Origin of the sequence: Neisseria sp. P0008.S002 (assembly GCF_051962805.1) — a bacterium.
GTDB classification, from domain to species: Bacteria; Pseudomonadota; Gammaproteobacteria; order Burkholderiales; family Neisseriaceae; genus Neisseria; species Neisseria perflava.
This window is the reverse complement of record NZ_JBQCUY010000010.1, coordinates 33,158-49,215: the sequence shown is the minus strand read 5'-3', so window position 1 is coordinate 49,215 and position 16,058 is coordinate 33,158. Positions and strand designations below refer to the sequence as shown.

13 protein-coding genes and 1 pseudogene are annotated in these 16,058 nt (G+C 50.4%); all 14 read left to right on the top strand.

The genetic code is table 11. The annotated features are described in order from the left end of the window. The first annotated feature begins 194 nt into the window (after positions 1-194). Positions 195-1,613: a type I glutamate--ammonia ligase gene (glnA, locus tag ACTHSA_RS10420; protein ID WP_070625047.1), complete on the top strand. Its 1,419-nt coding sequence runs from the start codon at positions 195-197 to the stop codon at positions 1,611-1,613. A gap of 375 nt (positions 1,614-1,988) precedes the next feature. Next, positions 1,989-2,639, top strand: coding sequence for a site-2 protease family protein (locus tag ACTHSA_RS10415; protein ID WP_004518789.1), 651 nt, complete (start codon positions 1,989-1,991; stop codon positions 2,637-2,639). 131 nt (positions 2,640-2,770) lie between these two features. After that, positions 2,771-3,775 carry a tRNA dihydrouridine synthase DusB gene (gene dusB / locus ACTHSA_RS10410; RefSeq protein WP_070625046.1) on the top strand — a complete coding sequence of 335 codons (1,005 nt, stop codon included), beginning with the start codon at positions 2,771-2,773 and terminating at the stop codon, positions 3,773-3,775. Between the two features lie 38 nt (positions 3,776-3,813). Continuing rightward, positions 3,814-4,185: a toxin gene (locus tag ACTHSA_RS10405; protein ID WP_070625045.1), complete on the top strand. Its 372-nt coding sequence runs from the start codon at positions 3,814-3,816 to the stop codon at positions 4,183-4,185. A gap of 31 nt (positions 4,186-4,216) precedes the next feature. Further along, positions 4,217-4,738: a hypothetical protein gene (locus ACTHSA_RS10400; protein WP_070625044.1), complete on the top strand. Its 522-nt coding sequence runs from the start codon at positions 4,217-4,219 to the stop codon at positions 4,736-4,738. Between the two features lie 119 nt (positions 4,739-4,857). Next, positions 4,858-5,097 (top strand): Fis family transcriptional regulator, encoded by a 240-nt coding sequence (locus ACTHSA_RS10395; protein ID WP_003684241.1) that lies wholly within the window; start codon positions 4,858-4,860, stop codon positions 5,095-5,097. A 43-nt stretch (positions 5,098-5,140) separates the two neighbouring features. After that, positions 5,141-5,875: a glutamine amidotransferase-related protein gene (locus tag ACTHSA_RS10390; protein WP_440367912.1), complete on the top strand. Its 735-nt coding sequence runs from the start codon at positions 5,141-5,143 to the stop codon at positions 5,873-5,875. A gap of 76 nt (positions 5,876-5,951) precedes the next feature. Further along, on the top strand, positions 5,952-6,827 hold the full coding sequence (locus tag ACTHSA_RS10385) for a DMT family transporter (RefSeq protein ID WP_440367913.1): 876 nt from the start codon (positions 5,952-5,954) through the stop codon (positions 6,825-6,827). A gap of 65 nt (positions 6,828-6,892) precedes the next feature. Beyond that, positions 6,893-7,711: a hypothetical protein gene (locus ACTHSA_RS10380; RefSeq protein WP_107737404.1), complete on the top strand. Its 819-nt coding sequence runs from the start codon at positions 6,893-6,895 to the stop codon at positions 7,709-7,711. A 51-nt stretch (positions 7,712-7,762) separates the two neighbouring features. Next, positions 7,763-8,989, top strand: a complete 1,227-nt coding sequence (locus ACTHSA_RS10375; protein ID WP_440378888.1) for a chloride channel protein — start codon at positions 7,763-7,765, stop codon at positions 8,987-8,989. A 162-nt stretch (positions 8,990-9,151) separates the two neighbouring features. Then, the gene (gene purH, locus ACTHSA_RS10370; RefSeq protein ID WP_440378887.1) at positions 9,152-10,732 is read left to right on the top strand and encodes a bifunctional phosphoribosylaminoimidazolecarboxamide formyltransferase/IMP cyclohydrolase; all 1,581 of its coding nucleotides are present in this window, start codon (positions 9,152-9,154) and stop codon (positions 10,730-10,732) included. Positions 10,733-10,886: 154 nt separating this feature from the next. Further along, on the top strand, positions 10,887-11,015 hold the full coding sequence (locus ACTHSA_RS10365) for a hypothetical protein (RefSeq protein ID WP_256388401.1): 129 nt from the start codon (positions 10,887-10,889) through the stop codon (positions 11,013-11,015). Positions 11,016-11,700: 685 nt separating this feature from the next. Then, positions 11,701-12,426 (top strand): annotated as a pseudogene (locus tag ACTHSA_RS10360) (ESPR-type extended signal peptide-containing protein); the annotation flags it as partial. Positions 12,427-12,474: 48 nt separating this feature from the next. Continuing rightward, positions 12,475-16,058: collagen-flanked surface repeat-containing protein (locus tag ACTHSA_RS10355; protein ID WP_440378890.1), on the top strand; the 3,584-nt coding region annotated here is incomplete at its 3' end.

Sequence of the window (16,058 nt, the reverse complement as noted above, 5' to 3'; positions counted from 1 at the left end):
ATGGGTCTGAAAAAACAAAAGAAAAGAGTGCTTATTATAGCGGTCTTTATGTTAAGAAAGCGTAATGTAAAATTGTTGACAATCAAACAGTCTGAAACTATATTTCATTGCGTAAAAACGGGTGCCCTGATGTATTTCAGACGGCCTTACCGTGATAGAATAACAAATTAAACCCAATCCCTCAGGAGCTGAAGATGTCCATCAAAGACGCTGTAAAACTGATTGAAGAAAGCGAAGCCCGCTTCGTAGATTTGCGCTTTACCGATACCAAAGGCAAGCAGCACCACTTCACCATCCCCGCCCGCATCGTCCTCGACGACCCTGAAGAGTGGTTTGAAAACGGTCAGGCGTTTGACGGCTCGTCCATCGGCGGCTGGAAAGGCATTCAGGCATCCGACATGCAGTTGCGCCCCGACCCCGCAACTGCCTTCATCGACCCCTTCTACGACGACACCACCGTCGTCCTCACCTGCGATGTCATCGATCCGGCTGACGGCCAAGGCTATGACCGCGACCCTCGCTCTATCGCACGCCGCGCCGAAGCCTATTTGAAATCTTCCGGTATCGGCGACACCGCCTATTTCGGCCCCGAGCCTGAATTCTTCGTTTTTGACGGCGTAGAATTTGAAACCGACATGCACAAAACCCGTTACGAAATCACTTCCGAAAGCGGCGCATGGTCAAGCGGCCTGCACATGGACGGTCAAAACACCGGCCATCGCCCAATCGTCAAAGGCGGTTACGCACCTGTTGCGCCGATTGATTGCGGCCAAGACCTGCGTTCTGCCATGGTCAATGTTTTGGAAGAACTCGGCATCGAAGTGGAAGTTCATCACGCCGAAGTCGGTACCGGCAGCCAAATGGAAATCGGCACCCGCTTTGCCACTTTGGTCAAACGCGCCGACCAAACCCAAGACATGAAATACGTGATTCAAAACGTTGCCCACAACTTCGGCAAAACCGCCACATTTATGCCCAAACCCATCATGGGCGACAACGGCAGCGGTATGCACGTTCACCAATCCATTTGGAAAGACGGTCAAAACCTGTTCTCAGGCGACGGCTATGCCGGTTTATCCGATACCGCCCTTTATTACATCGGCGGCATCATCAAACACGCCAAAGCCCTGAACGCGATTACCAATCCGTCCACCAACTCCTACAAACGCCTCGTGCCGCACTTTGAAGCGCCGACCAAACTGGCATATTCCGCCAAAAACCGTTCCGCTTCCATCCGCATTCCGTCTGTGAACAGCAGCAAAGCACGCCGCATCGAAGCGCGTTTCCCTGATCCGACCGCCAACCCATACTTGGCATTTGCCGCTTTGTTAATGGCCGGTTTGGACGGTATTCAAAACAAAATCCATCCGGGCGATCCTGCCGATAAAAACCTGTACGACCTGCCTCCGGAAGAAGATGCATTGGTGCCAACCGTTTGCGCTTCTTTGGAAGAAGCATTGGCCGCCCTCAAAGCCGACCACGAATTCCTCCTGCGCGGCGGCGTGTTCAGCAAAGACTGGATCGACAGCTACATTGCCTTTAAAGAGGAAGATGTCCGCCGCATCCGCATGGCGCCGCATCCGCTGGAATTTGAAATGTATTACAGCCTGTAAAACAGCTGAGGCATTTTAAATAGGAAATCAAAGGCCGTCTGAAACTGGATTTGAAGTTTCAGACGGCCTTTAGGCTTGAAATAAATGGGGTGCTCGAATTGGGTATGATTGCGAGAAGCAATGAATCATACTGTTTGAAAACCTTTATGGAATTGGTACTGCGTGTTAAATTTCAGCATGACAGGTCTTTTATTAAAGATATTCGCCATTACTTTATAGTGAACCAGTCTTCAAACTAAATCCGCAAGGTAAGGGCATTACTTGGGAAGAGCTGAAAGAGTCTTTCGATTCGGATAAGACAGAAGAAGATTAAAGCCTCAGGCCGTCTGAAAGGATATTTTTTGTTTTCAGACGGCATGTTTGATAAGGAAAACCATGTTTGCAAATTTTGATTTAGGCGTATTTCTGCTGGCAGTATTGCCCGTGTTGTTGGCCATTACCGTGCGCGAAGTGGCACGCGGTTATACGGCGCGGTATTGGGGCGACCATACCGGCGAGCAGCTTGGGCGTTTGACCCTCAATCCGCTGCCGCACATCGACCCTGTCGGTACGATTGTCGTGCCGCTGGTGTGTCTGATGATAGGCAGTTTTTTGTTTGGTTGGGCGCGTCCTATGCCCATTGATTCGCGCAATTTCCGTGATCCGCGCCGCGCGTGGCGTTGGGTGTCGATTTCGGGGCCGATAGCCAATCTGATTTTGGCGTTCTTTTGGGGCTTTGTCGTCGTACTTGCTGCGTATGTGCCTGAGTCTTATCAAGCGCCCTTGGCGCAGATGGCCGGTTACGGCGTGATGGTGAACTCGATTTGGGTCGCATTCAGCCTGATTCCGATATTGCCTTGGGACGGCGGTATTTTTATCGATACCTTTCTCAACGCCAAACAGTCCATGCAGTTCCGTAAAATCGAGCCATACGGCACATGGATTATCCTGATCCTGTTGTTTACCGGCCTGCTGGCCAAACTGATTTGGCCGATTATTGCCATGATTCAGGACGCAGTGCGGATGGTTGTCATGTTGTTTATTTAAATGTTTTGGCTGAAAAGGCCGTCTGAAACTCAGTTTCAGACGGCCTTTTTCATTGTGCAACATGTAAATACGATTGGAAAAGTTGCTTAAAAATTGTACAATTTCAGCCCTTTCAATTCGGCGCAAATATCATGCACATCGGCGGCTATTTCATTGACAATCCTATCGCACTTGCCCCCATGGCAGGCATTACGGACAAACCGTTCCGCCGGATTTGCCGCGAGTTTGGCGCAGGGTGGGCGGTATGCGAAATGCTGACCAGCGATCCGAGCTTGCGCCATACCAAAAAAACTTTGCGCCGCAGCGATTTTGAAGGCGAGGGCGGAGTGGTGGCCGTGCAGATTGCCGGCAGCGATCCGCAGCAGATGGCGGAAGCCGCGCGGTATAACGTCGGCTTGGGCGCGCAGGTGATTGACATCAATATGGGCTGCCCGGCCAAAAAAGTCTGTAATGTGCAGGCAGGCAGCGCATTAATGCAAAACGAGCCTTTGGTTGCCGAAATCTTGGAAGCCGTTGTCAACGCGGTGGACGTACCCGTTACCCTAAAAACCCGTTTGGGCTGGCACGACGAACATCAAAACTTGCCGACCATTGCCAAAATCGCCGAAGAATCAGGCATCGCAGCCCTTGCCATCCACGGCCGCACCCGCACACAGATGTACAAAGGCGAAGCGCGTTACGAACTGATTGCCGAAACCAAAGGCCGTCTGAACATCCCCGTTTGGGTCAACGGCGATATTACTTCGCCGCAAAAAGCCGCCGCCGTCCTCAAGCAAACCGCTGCCGACGGCATCATGATAGGGCGCGGCGCACAAGGCAAGCCGTGGCTCTTCCGTGATTTAAAACATTATGCAGAACACGGCGTTTTACCGCCGGCCTTAAGCTTGGCAGAATGCAACGCCACCATTTTGAACCACATCCGCGCTATGTATGAATTTTATGGAGAAATTGCCGGAGTACGCATCGCCCGAAAACACATCGGCTGGTACATCGACGAAATGCCCGACGGCGAACAAACACGCCGGGACATCAACCGCTTGGACAGCGCCGCAGCACAATACGACACCCTTGCCGCCTATTTTGAGACGCTTTCAGAAAAAACCGACCGCTGGGTATGCCGCTATCGGGAAGGCTAAAGGGTTTCAGACGGCCTTTTTCTTTTTGGGAAGTAAATATGAAATTGACCTCACGGTTCAAACGCTTCGGCATAGCCGCGCTGTTGCTGACAGGATTTGGTATTTATGCTTATGACTACAATCTGATAGCCTGTAAATTAATGGATCGCTATTGGAATGAAGACAAGGGCAGGTGCATGAATCCTGATTGTCGTCAACATGATGCTTGTATGCTGAGTGCAGGTAAGGATAAAGCAACATGCGAAACCATCCGTCCCAGTGATAGTTTGGATAAGGCTTGGTATGTTCTGGGCAAGCCTTTGTATGAGGAGAACGGGCGTTTCTTTTGGGGTAATAAATATGGAGATAATGTAGCAGAAATCGAACCTGACGGAGAAAAGGTTGGTAAGATTACTTGCTTTGAGGAGTAGGTTGTGTGAGGAGATGGTTTCAGGAAACCCTATGTTTCAGTTGATTAAACGTATATTTTCTAAAAAGCATCAAGCTGATTCCATGTTTCCGCGCAATCGTTTCGAACATGTGGATTGGGAACAGGAATTGGCTGATGCCACTCGTCGGCTGGTCAATGATGAAGGGCATTATGACGAGCAGGGTAATACGGTTGAGCTGGAGTTAAGTGAGGGAGCGCATAATATCCTGCTGTATTTTACCTCAGGGGATGAAGCTCAATGTATGGAAATCCTGCAGAGTTTGAACGCATGGGATAATCAGGTTCAAACCTCTCTGGAAAAAGAGGCTCAATCGCCTATTCCTAGAGCGTATCAAGAAATAGGATATAACCGCCAATCTTGGGAAAAAGCACGGAAATTTCATGTTTGGATAGTCAATTGTGAAGAAAAACCGTATTCCATTCGTTACGTTGCCGATCATGCCAATAATGAATTTGTTATCTATCTGGCTCAAGAAAACGGGATATGGCGGGCATTTTGGGATAGTAAATTACAGAAATCTATTGCAGTATAAGATTTTGATAAAAAATAAGAATTGAATAGAGTAAATTTCTCAATCAAATTAAATAAACGCCGTCTGAATGTTCAGACGGACTCATCATCTAAAAACAAATCTAAAGAAAGACAATCACGATGAATCAAACGACGACTGACATTGCGCAATGTATTGAACAAAACTTACGACAATACTTCAAAGACTTGGATGGTACGGAACCTTGCGGCGTGTATGATATGGTATTGCATCAAGTGGAAAAGCCGATGCTTGCCTGCGTGATGGAGCAATGCGGCGGCAACCAGTCTAAAGCGGCCGTTATTTTGGGTTTGAACCGCAATACCCTGCGTAAAAAATTACAACAGCACGGTATGCTGTAATACGGCAGGGCAATCCGTCCTGACGGTCGAAGGAGAAATAACAATGCAAAATCCGAATAAATTAAATATCCATTTCATCCTGCACGAGGCATTTGAAGTGCCGGGCGCATATTTGAAATGGGCGCAATGGCGCGGACATAACATCAGTGCAACCAAAGTGTACGAATGTGAAGCCCTGCCTGACAATGTGGACGATATAGATTTTTTGATTGTGATGGGCGGGCCGCAATCGCCTGATGAAGACAGGCAGGCATTCCCGTATTACGACCCCCAATCCGAGCTGCGCCTGATGCGTCAGGCGATGGCGGCGGATAAATATATTGTCGGCGTGTGTTTGGGTGCGCAGCTTTTATCCGTTGCCTACGGCGCGCGCCACACGCGCAGCCCTGAGCGTGAAATCGGCATTTATCCGATTGAGCTGACGGCGGAAGGTTTGGCGGATGCCCATGTTTCCCTGTTGGGCAAAACCCTGAATACCGGCCATTGGCACGGCGATATGCCCGGTTTGACGGATGAGGCGGTTGTGTTGGCAACCAGCAAAGGCTGTCCGCGCCAGATTATCCGTTTTGCGCCCAAACATTATGCCTTCCAGGCTCATTTGGAGTTTGACCGTGAAGCCGTCGGGCTGCTGATTGCGGCGGACGGACGCGAAAATGTGGCCGAACAAAGCCAAGCCCAAACTTATGTCCAGCATCCGGATAAAATCGAAGCGGCGGATTTCAGTGAAATGAATGCCAAACTCTTCGACTTTTTGGATTCGCTGACGCAGACAAAATAAAAAAGGCCAACCCTCCAGGCCGTCTGAATAATAAATATAGAGAAGAAACGATTAACCCTTTTTAAAAGGTCGGACCATGTTCTATCAAATACTTGCCCTGCTGATTTGGGGCAGCTCTTTTATCGCTGCCAAGTATTCTTACGAGATGATCGACCCTGCGCTGATGGTTGAGGCACGGTTGTTGATTGCCGCGTTGATGGTGCTGCCGTCGTGCCGCCGTCATTTGGGAAGGATTCCGCGGAGCGAGTGGAAGCCGTTGTTATGGATTTCCTTTGTCAACTACGTTGTCGTTTTGATGCTTCAGTTTATCGGTTTGAAATACACGTCTGCTGCCAGCGCGATTACCATGGTTGGGCTGGAACCCTTGCTGGTGGTTTTTGTCGGTCATTTCTTTTTCAGCGACAAAGCGAAAATTTACCACTGGATTTGCGGCGCGGCGGCGTTTGCCGGCGTGGGCATGATGGTAATGGGCGGCGCGGAAGAGGGTGGTACGATTGATTGGTTCGGCTGTTTGCTGATTTTGCTTGCGGGATTGGGTTTTGCAGGCGTGATACGACCGAGCCAGCAGATGATTGCCCGCATCGGTGCGCCTGCATTTACCGCGGCTTCTATGGTGGTGGCGGCGGTGTTGTGTCTGCCGTTTTCGCTGGTGTTGGCAGACAGCTATCAAATCAATTGGTCGTGGGGCGGTACGCTGTCGATTTTGTATATGGGGATCGGTTGCAGCTGGCTTGCCTATCTGTTGTGGAACAAAGGCATGAACAAAGTCCCTGCCAACGTCTCCGGCCTGCTGATTTCGCTTGAGCCTGTCATTGGCGTTATCATGGCGGTGTTAATTTTGGGCGAACATTTAAGTGCTATGTCTGCGATGGGCATTACCGTCGTTATTGCGTCCACTTTTGTCGCCGGTATGTTGGCGCGTGTCAGCAACAAACGCAAAAAGGCCGTCTGAAAACGGTTTCAGACGGCCTGAAGTAAGCAGTACTTTTTTCAATAAAACATTTTGGGAAAATTTCTATGAAACGCATTATCTCCCTGCTTTTGCTTGCCTGCCCTATTTTGACGTCGGCTGCACCCGATAACGACAAAGCCGCTGTACAGGCCGTCATTGCCAAGTATTACAACCGACCGCTTGCCGCGCACAAATGCCAGCTCGCCAAGCCGCCGAAAGACAGTGAGACAGCATCTGACAACATTATGTATTGCATGAAACCTGTTGCCGATCATACCGTAACGCGCAACGGCAAAGCCGCGCGCTATGTGTTGTACACAGGTTTTGCCTACGATATGGAACAAAAAGTAAAACAGGACGCTCATGTTTCTTCCGGTCTGGCAGAATTGTTTGTTTTGGAGAAAACAGACGGCAAGTGGGCAATCAAACAGCACGGAAAAGATAAAATCGGCGCATGGGGCGAGCCGCCGGAGAATAAGGAATGGAAGTTTGTTCAGGTGGGCGCACAAAACTGGGGCTATGTTGCCGAATCAAGTTATACAGGCCAAGGCGACACGACGACTTCGCAAAACTTCCTGTTTACCGATGATAGCAACCGAATCCGCAACAGCGTCATGATCAGCGGTAACGATAACGGCGCATATTTTGGCGATTGCGATGAATTGAAAGGGCGTGAAAAACGCCTCTGCAAAGACAGATATACCAGTCTGGAAGCCAAAATTGCTTTTGACAAAAGCCGTCCTGCCGTATCCGGCGTATGGGCGCTGACTGCAAAACTCAGCGGCGTATCAGGAAAGAAAAATTATAAAAATCAGAAATATATTTTCCCTTATAACGGCAAAACCCACGTCGCCCCCAAAAACTATCCCTTGGGCGGACAATAGTTCCCTCGAAAAACGCTTTGATCAAACCACTACTACCTCAAGTCAAATCCCGTGAAAGAAACGCATAAACTTTGGGCCGCCCTCATCATTACCGGCATTATCGGCGGCATAGTCGGCATTGTATTAACCGAAATCATGCATACAATTCAACATCTTGCCTACGGTTACGGTTCAGACGGCCTATACGTTTCATTCCGAGAGGGCGTATCGCAGGCAAGTCCTGCGCGGCGTATCGGAGTGATGGCCTTTTGCGGCGCGGTGGTCGGCTTGGGGTGGTGGTTGCTCAAACGCTACGGCAGGCCGCAACCGAGCATTAAAGCTGTGGTTAAAAATCCGCTCGCCGGTTTTCCGTTTTTTGAAACCGTCAGTCATGCTCTGTTGCAAATCATTACCGTCGGGCTTGGCTCGCCGCTCGGCCGCGAAGTTGCGCCGCGCGAAATGACTGCTGCCTTTGCTTCAGTAGGCGTCAACCGTTTCGGGTTGAGCGAAGACGACACAAGGCTGGTCATTGCTTGCGCCTCGGGTGCAGGTTTGGCAGCCGTGTATAACGTGCCGCTCGCCTCCACACTTTTTATCCTCGAAGCCATGCTGGGCTTATGGACTCAGCAAGCCGTCGCCGCCGCATTGCTGACTTCCGTCATCGCCACTGCCGTCGCGCGCATCGGCTTGGGCGACGTGCAGCAATATCATCCGGCTAACCTTTCCATCAACACATCATTACTTTGGTTTTCCGTCATCATCGGCCCAGTACTGGGCGCAACCGCCGTCTTTTTCCAGCGTACTGCCCAAAAGTTCCCCTTCATCAAGCGCGACAACATCAAAATCATTCCCTTGGCCGTCTGTATGTTTGCACTCATTGGCGCGATTTCCGTTTGGTTTCCCGAAATTTTGGGCAACGGCAAAGCAGGCAACCAACTGACCTTTGGCGGATTGACCGACTGGCAACACAGCCTTGAGCTGACCGCCGTCAAATGGCTGGTCGTCTTGATGGCGCTGGCGGCAGGTGCATACGGCGGCCTGATTACCCCGTCCATGATGCTCGGCAGCACCATTGCCTTTGCCGCCGCAGCCGCGTGGAATACTTTCTTTCCTGCCATGTCCTCCGAAAGCGCGGCCGTTGTCGGCGCCGCCGTTTTCCTCGGCGTTTCCCTCAAAATGCCCCTGACGGCCATCGTCTTTGTTTTAGAACTCACCTACGCCCCCGTTGCCTTGCTCATGCCCTTATGCGCAGGCATGGCAGGCGCAGTATGCGTGGCGAAGAAAATGGGATTTAAATAGTCAAAAACATCAGGCCGTCTGAAACCGAGTTTCAGACGGCCTTTTACAATAAAATTGTCAACAATATCTATAAAAACCTACTGCCAAAAAGGCGAAAATAGCGGATAATACCGCCCTGAAAATTCATCCCATATCGATTAAACCTTCAACAAAGGAAATCTCATGTCTTCCATCAAACGCGCCCTGATCAGCCTGTCCGACAAGACAGGCGCAGTCGAATTTGCCCAAACCCTGACCAAGCTCGGTGTAGAAATCCTCTCCACCGGCGGTACAGCAAAGCTCTTGGCTGATGCAGGTGTTCCCGTTATCGAAGTTGCCGACTATACCGGTTTTCCCGAAATGCTCGACGGCCGCGTGAAAACCCTGCATCCGAAAATCCACGGCGGCATCCTCGGCCGCCGCGATTTGGACGAACACGTCGCCAAGATGGAAGAACACGGCATCGGCAATATCGATTTAGTGTGCGTCAACCTCTACCCCTTCGCCGCCACCATTGCCAAACCAAACTGCACACTGGAAGACGCGATTGAAAACATCGACATCGGCGGCCCGACCATGGTGCGCTCTGCCGCGAAAAACTGGAAACACGTCGCCATCGTTACCGACACAGCCGATTTCCCTGCCATCGCCGCCGAACTCGAAGCCAACAACGGCGCCTTGAGCGACAAAACCCGTTTCAACCTCTCACGCAAAGCATTCAGCCACACCGCCCAATACGACGGCATGATTTCCAACTACCTGACCTCGCTTTCAGACGACGTCTTGAGCGGTCAGCCACAAATCGGCGAATTCCCAAGCCAGTTCAACCAAAGCTGGATTAAAGTGCAAGACATGCGCTACGGCGAAAACCCGCACCAACGCGCCGCGTTCTACCGCGATATTTACCCCGCCGCAGGCAGCCTTTCTGCCTACAAACAACTGCAAGGCAAAGAATTGTCGTACAACAACATCGCCGATGCCGATGCCGCATGGGAAGCCGTTAAATCTTTTGACGCGCCGGCCTGCGTGATCGTGAAACACGCCAATCCGTGCGGCGTAGCCATCGCCTCCAATACCTTGGATGCCTACAAACTCGCCTACGCCACCGACACCACCAGCGCATTCGGCGGCATCATCGCCTTCAACCGCGAAGTGGACGGCGCAACCGTCAAACAAATTACCGACAACCAATTTATGGAAGTCCTTATGGCGCCGAAGTTCACCGCCGAAGCCCTCGAAATCGCCGCCGCCAAGAAAAACGTGCGCGTATTGGAAGTGCCGCTCGAAGCAGGTGCCAACCGCTTTGAACTCAAACGCGTCGGCGGCGGACTATTGGTACAAACCCCCGACATCCACCGCCTCAACCGCGCCGATTTGAAAGTCGTCTCCAAACGCCAACCGACCGAGCAAGAATGGAATGACCTGATGTTCGTCTGGAACGTCGCCAAATACGTCAAATCCAACGCCATCGTCTTCGGCAAAGGCGGCCAAACCTACGGCATCGGCGCAGGCCAAATGAGCCGCGTGGACAGCACCCGCATCGCCGCCCGCAAAGCGCAGGACGCAGGCTTAGACTTAAACGGCGCCTGTGCCGCTTCCGATGCCTTCTTCCCATTTCGCGACGGCGTAGATGTCATTGCCGAGCAGGGCATCAAAGCCATCATCCATCCCGCAGGCTCCATGCGCGACCAAGAAGTCTTCGACGCAGCGGACGAACACGGTATTGCGATGGTAGTAACGGGTATTCGCCATTTCCGCCACTGATAAGCTGATATAAAATAAAGGTCGTCTGAAAACCGATTTCAGACGGCCTTTTTCAATACATTAAATCAAGACAAAGCAACAAAGCCATATCTATTCCGATTCATACGGCAACAAAACGTCCCAAGTCTAAAACCAACCCACTCAGAGAAAAAACATGAAACACATCCTCCTCATCCTGACCCTCGCCACACTCACCGCCTGCGCCTCCAGCCATACCGGCGGCTACGGCTATGCCGGAAACAACGGCGCTTCCGCAGGCGTGACCCAAACATTCCGTTGGTAAGGCCGTCTGAAATACGGCATGGTGTTACACCATAGAAAACAGACCGATTCCAAACGTAAAGGCAAGTTTTACACTTGCCTTTTTTATACTATTTAGCGGCTCAATAACGCATCAATTCGCATCATTAAGCCGCCATTTAAATGTTAGAAAACGTTAAAGGCCGTCTGAAAACAGACTGTATAAACCCATCACATGATTCAAATCAACCTTCAATACAAATCTCATTAATTCTCTAAATAAAAGCTGACATCTAAATCTATCACTAAAATAACTATCCTGTTAACATATTATTTAATAATCATTATTGTTTGAAAATTTCAATAAAAATCATATAATTATAAAAAAGCGTTTAAAAAAAGCAACAAGTAAATCTAACCAGCATGACCGTTGAGGGCGAAAAAATAACACTTTATCGGAAGAGTTGATTTACGAAACCAAACGCATATAAAATTTGGACAAGGATTCCGAATGCATTGAAAGAAGCTGACAAAAAGTGACTGGTTAAGAAACAAGCTGACAAAAAACGGCACATCGTTTCCCAAACTTCACAAGCTTCCCAAAATGTATCAGCATAAAATCCCATAAAACAGGAATTTAGCTGCCATTCGGCCGAGTGGAGACTTTTGGCACGGGAATTGCATACAGGAGATTACGGCATGAAACCGCATAAAGGGGAAACTCTGAAATGCGGCAAATGTGTGGACAGGCGGTTTACAGCCGAGCAACACGTCCCAAAAGAAATCAAACCCCTTACAGGAAAATCGATATGAATAAAGTCTTTAAAGTCATTTGGAACCACGCGACCCAGACATGGACCGCGGTTTCCGAAATCAGCCATGCACACGGCAAAAAATCCGCTTCTGACAAGCGTAAAGCCGTAGCTGCTGCGGTGGTTGCTGCAGGTGCTTTGATGGCATCTAGCGGAGTAGAGGCCGCTGTAAGATTGGGAGGTAGTGCAGTAGACATTACTCCTGATGGTACTTACAACGGTTCTAACAGAAACGTTGGTGTCAACTCTGTTGTAGTGGGTTATCAAAATACTGCCAGCAGTCAAGATGGCACTATCGCTTACGGTGCGAACAATACTGCGACTGCAAACGCAGCATTGGCAGTAGGTAATAACAATATCGCAACCGGCGGTGCATCGACTGCAATGGGTGTAAGCTCTGTTGCAAGTGGTGAAGCTTCTGTTGCAATCGGTAATGTAGCCCAAGCAACTCAAATTCGTGCGACTGCAGTAGGTAACCGTGCAACTGCTACTCAAGACTCCGCAAGTGCATTCGGTAACCGTGCAAATGCTGGTGCACAATTTGCAACAGCTATTGGTGATAACTCCAATGCAAATGCTGCTGCAGTTGCTGTAGGTACGCATGCAAACGCTGAAAAACAAGATTCTATCGCTATTGGTAACAACGCTCATGGTGCTTGGACCAATGCTATTGCTGTCGGTAAAGATACTGTGGCAAGCCAAGACCACGCGATTGCAGCAGGTACTAGCGCAAATGCGTCAGGTATTCAAGCTGTCGGCGTTGGTTCATATACAAAAGCAGAAGGTAATCTGACAGTTGCAGTTGGTCCATATGCGCAAGCCAATAAAGAAGCTGCAATTGCTGTAGGTTCTAACGCTACTGCTGCTCAGTCTAACTCTATTGCTGTGGGTCAAACTGCCACTGCGTCTAACAATAACTCCATTGCTGTCGGTACTAAATCAGTTTCTAGAGGTGATAACGCAATTGGTGTCGGTGCTTATGCTGAATCAACTGCTCACCGTGCTACCGCTATCGGCGTGTTGTCTCAAGCTAATGGCACAGGCTCATTTGCTGGTGGTGCATCTGCTCAAGCAACAGGTGAAAATTCTGTAGCTATTGGCGGTGCGATGGATGGTAATTTCGGTAATAAAGCAGGTTCTGCTGCTAAAGCAATCGGTAACAACTCTATCGCTTTGGGTACTCAATCTAAAGCTGCTGGCAATAACTCTATCGCTCAAGGTAACGGTGCAACTGCTAAGCAAGCTGCTGACGTTGCCGTAGGTCATTCTGCTACAGCTGACGGTACTTCTACTGGCGCTGATGGCGACGGCGTAGTAAATAATGCCGGTTCGGCAATGGCAATCGGTACAGAAGCTCAAGCAACCGGTATCGTAGCAACAGCCATCGGTGAGCGCTCTAAAGCTCTGGCAAACGGCGCGGTAGCATTGGGTGGCGACGCTCAAGCCAAACAAGGTTCTGACGTAGCAATCGGTCGTGGTTCCGTAGCTGACGGTACTTCTGCTGCAGCATTCGGTCCTGCTGCTACAGCAACTGGTAAATACTCAGTAGCTTTGGGCGTACAAAGTAACGCTGCTTCTAAACAAGCAATTGCATTGGGCCGTGGTGCTCAAGCTAATGGCGGTGAATATGCAACTGCTCTGGGTAACGGTGCTCAAGCAACAGCTAAAAACACTCTGGCTTTGGGTACAGAAGCTAAATCTACTATCGAAAACAGCGTAGCTTTGGGTAACGGTTCTACAACCAGCAACTTCGTACCTACTAACACTGCTACTGTTGGCAGCTACACTTACAGCGGCTTCGCAGGTGCAACCAGCGGTTTGGGCAATGGCGCAGTATTGTCTGTAGGTTCTGCAGGTAACGAACGTCAAATCCAAAACGTTGCTGCAGGTCGTATCTCTGCAACTTCTACCGATGCAATCAACGGCTCTCAATTGTACGCTGTTGCAAACCGCATCGAAAACCTGAATCCGTTTGTATTCTCAGGCCATAATGGTAGCGGTAGCTCACCAGCTGAAGGTACATACAAATACGATCCTAAATCAAATGCCAATAACACTCTGAAACTGATCGCCGGTAACGGTTTGACAATGACCTCAAACGGCACTAACGAGTACACCCTGAGCGTAATCGGTGGCGGTTCTACTGGTGCAACCGGCGCTACTGGTCCTAAAGGCGAAAAAGGCGATACCGGTCCTGCTGGCCCTAAAGGCGACAAAGGCGATAAAGGTGACACTGGCGCAGCCGGCGCTAAAGGCGACAAAGGTGACACTGGTGCAGCTGGCGCTAAAGGTGACACTGGTGCAGCTGGCGCTAAAGGCGACAAAGGTGACACTGGTGCAGCCGGCGCTAAAGGCGACAAAGGTGACACTGGCGCAGCCGGCGCTAAAGGTGACACTGGTGCAGCCGGCGCTAAAGGCGACAAAGGTGACACTGGCGCAGCCGGCGCTAAAGGCGACAAAGGCGATAAAGGTGACACTGGTGCAGCCGGCGCTAAAGGCGACAAAGGTGACACTGGTGCAGCCGGCGCTAAAGGCGACAAAGGTGACACTGGCGCAGCCGGCGCTAAAGGCGACAAAGGCGATAAAGGTGACACTGGCGTAGCTGGCGCTAAAGGCGACAAAGGTGACACTGGCGCAGCCGGCGCTAAAGGCGACAAAGGCGATAAAGGTGACACTGGTGAAAAAGGTGACACTGGTGAAAAAGGTGGCAGCATCACAGGTGAAGTTGTAGATAATGGTGACGGTACCCATACAATCACTATTACTGATCTTGAGACCGGTACAGTCACTACTACCATCGTTAAAGACGGTAAAGACGGTGTAGATGGTAAGAATGCTAAAGCCGACGTTAAAGACAACGGCGATGGTACTCACACTGTAACCATCACTGATGGCGAAGGTAATACCACTACTACTATCGTTAAAGACGGTAAGAACGCTGAAGCCGACGTTAAAGACAACGGCAACGGTACTCACACTGTAACCATCAAAGACGGTAACGGTAATACCACTACTACCATCCTTAAAGACGGTGCTACTGGCGAAAAAGGTGACACTGGTGCAACCGGCGCTAAAGGCGACAAAGGTGACACTGGTGCAGCCGGCGCTAAAGGCGACAAAGGTGACAAAGGTGACACTGGTGCAGCCGGCGCTAAAGGCGACAAAGGCGACAAAGGCGACACTGGTGCAGCCGGTGCTAAAGGCGACAAAGGCGACAAAGGTGACACTGGTGCAGCCGGCGCTAAAGGCGACAAAGGTGACAAAGGTGACACTGGTGCAGCCGGCGCTAAAGGCGACAAAGGCGACAAAGGCGACACTGGTGCAGCCGGTGCTAAAGGCGACAAAGGCGACAAAGGTGACACTGGTGCAGCCGGCGCTAAAGGCGACAAAGGTGATACTGGTGCAGCTGGCGCTAAAGGCGACAAAGGCGATAAAGGTGACACTGGCGCAGCCGGTGCTAAAGGCGACAAAGGTGATACTGGTGCAGCCGGCGCTAAAGGCGACAAAGGTGATAAAGGTGACACTGGTGCAGCCGGCGCTAAAGGCGACAAAGGTGACACTGGCGCAGCCGGCGCTAAAGGCGACAAAGGCGACAGCATCACAGGTGAAGTTGTAGATAATGGTGACGGTACCCATACCATCACTATTACTAATCTAGGTGATGGCTCAGTCACTACTACCATCGTTAAAGACGGTAAAAACGGTAAAGATGGTAAAGACGGTGCTACTGGCGCAGCCGGCGCTAAAGGCGACAAAGGTGACACTGGCGCAGCCGGCGCTAAAGGCGACAAAGGCGATAAAGGTGACACTGGTGAAAAAGGTGGCAGCATCACAGGTGAAGTTGTAGATAATGGTGACGGTACCCATACAATCACTATTACTGATCTTGAGACCGGTTCAGTCACTACTACCATCGTTAAAGACGGTAAAGACGGTGTAGATGGTAAGAATGCTAAAGCCGACGTTAAAGACAACGGCGATGGTACTCACACTGTAACTATCACTGATGGCGAAGGTAATACCACTACTACTATCATTAAAGACGGTAAGAACGCTGAAGCCGATGTTAAAGACAACGGCAACGGTACTCACACTGTAACCATCAAAGACGGTAACGGTAACACCACTACTACCATCATTAAAGACGGTGCAACTGGTGCCAAAGGCGATACCGGCGCAACTGGTGCAACCGGTGCTGACGGTAAGAACGCTGAAGCCGATGTTAAAGACAACGGCAACGGTACTCACACTGTAACCATCAAAGACGGTAACGG